The following is a 1995-nucleotide window of genomic DNA, read 5'->3' as shown; positions in this document are numbered from 1 at the left end:
ATCGGGATGGTAAGCCCCGTCGATTTCGAAGCCCAGCTCGCTGATCAAAATGGTAATAAGAAGGCCGCTGCTTAACCCCTAAGCAGCTTAACTACGTGTCCACGATTTGCGGGCAACCCTACTTTACCGAAAGCCGGGCTGGTATTCATCGCATTAATAGCGTCCATTGCCGCCAGCTGCTCATGGCTGAGTGTGCATAGTGACGAGCTAATGGTCGGCGCGGCATTGATCGTGGTCGCGATTGTTTTATCCAGAAATCGGGAGGGGTGACGATTTAACCAAAAGATAAAAGCTGCAGGTAGTGCTACATGCTCGGAAACATATATTTTCCATAGTTTAGCCATACGGCAGGGGGTGACGTCTGTATATAAGACGGCATCACACGACTGCACAACTCTTACCTGTAGCAAGGGAGGAATGGCGAGCGTCCCAGCGTGAGAGTATTGCGAAACCCCCGCGCGCGCATTAGCCTAAAACACGACAGCACAGTTCACCTTTGAATGGTTGCGTCCAGTAGCGTGGTGTATCTGTAACTGACGGTGGGGGGCCTGACCCCCGGAAAGTGGACACATCGGGGGCTAGCTATGCTGCTGTGGTCAGTATAGCCGAAGACTTGGTTTCAAAGACATCAGGCGCTACGAGATTGCACCAGGAGTGCCGCCGGCGCGTGTTATAGCGCATGCACCACCGGAAGACCTCTTGGCGACAGGTAATTGGGTTGTCAAAGACTTTCCGATCACGCAAGACTTCTCGCTTTAAGGTGGCGTTAAATGACTCTGCCAGGGCATTATCGGCACTAGTTCCCACCGCTCCCATGGACTGGCGGACACCTAACGACGAGCAGTAGTTCCTAAAGGTTTGTGAGGTGTACACACTGCCGTGATCAGAATGGAAAATAGCCCCGTCAAGACTGCCACGCACACCATGTGCGTGGGCTAGGGCATCGATGACCAGTGAGACCCGCATGTGGTCTGCGAGTGCATAACCTGCAAGTTTACGTGAATACGTGTCAATGACTGTGGCCAAATACATGTTCTTGCCGCCCTTACACGGCAGGTATGTAATGTCGCCGACATACACACGGTTCGGCTCGTTGGCGGTGAATGTACGGCCTAGTAAATCTGGCATGACACGGTGACCAGGCTTGCGCCTGGTGGTGATGCATCGACGCCGTTTGCTAAAGCCTTTTAGTCCCATGGATTTCATGATGCGTGCAACCTTCTTGTGATTGACCGGGGTATACGCCAGGTCTTCCTTAAGGCTTGCGGCGATGCGTTTAGCCCCATAAAGACCATGCTCATCATCGAAGATGGTTGTGATTCTTGCACCAATAAGACCGTCAGAATATATTTTTAACCTGCGCTTTTTGCGGGTGCTCACCCACTTGTAAAACGAGGAACGATTCAGCTTTAAAACGTGGCACATCCGCTTAACCGAGTATTCGGTTCGGTGGTCATAGACAAACTGGAAGCGGATGGGCCCGACCCCCGAAAAGTGGACACATCGGGGGCTAGCTATGCTGCTGTGGTCAGTATAGCCGAAGACTTGGTTTCAAAGACATCAGGCGCTACGAGATTGCACCAGGAGTGCCGCCGGCGCGTGTTATAGCGCATGCACCACCGGAAGACCTCTTGGCGACAGGTAATTGGGTTGTCAAAGACTTTCCGATCACGCAAGACTTCTCGCTTTAAGGTGGCGTTAAATGACTCTGCCAGGGCATTATCGGCACTAGTTCCCACCGCTCCCATGGACTGGCGGACACCTAACGACGAGCAGTAGTTCCTAAAGGTTTGTGAGGTGTACACACTGCCGTGATCAGAATGGAAAATAGCCCCGTCAAGACTGCCACGCACACCATGTGCGTGGGCTAGGGCATGGGCCCGAACCCCGGAAAGTGGACACGGGGATTTAATCAAGATGCGATAGTAAGTGTAGCTGATCCGGCGGCTTCGAAGGCGTTCGGCGAGCGATAGCCGCACCACGAGTGCAAGCGCT

Annotated in this window: 1 protein-coding gene and 2 pseudogenes; all 3 read right to left on the bottom strand. The window is 53.1% G+C overall.

Annotated features, from left to right (window positions below):
• Positions 1-71 precede the first annotated feature (71 nt).
• Complete coding sequence (locus MHX65_RS11440; protein WP_239270167.1) at positions 72-344, bottom strand: hypothetical protein; 273 nt, start codon at positions 342-344, stop codon at positions 72-74.
• 238 nt (positions 345-582) lie between these two features.
• A pseudogene (locus tag MHX65_RS11435) lies at positions 583-1476 on the bottom strand (IS3 family transposase); the annotation flags it as partial.
• Positions 1477-1514: 38 nt separating this feature from the next.
• A pseudogene (locus MHX65_RS11430) lies at positions 1515-1874 on the bottom strand (transposase); the annotation flags it as partial.
• Between the last annotated feature and the right edge of the window lie 121 nt (positions 1875-1995).

This window comes from Corynebacterium sp. ACRPS, assembly GCF_022346005.1.
Taxonomy (GTDB): domain Bacteria; phylum Actinomycetota; class Actinomycetes; order Mycobacteriales; family Mycobacteriaceae; genus Corynebacterium.
The sequence above is the reverse complement of the archived record's forward strand: the minus strand, read 5'-3'. Positions and strand labels throughout refer to the sequence as shown.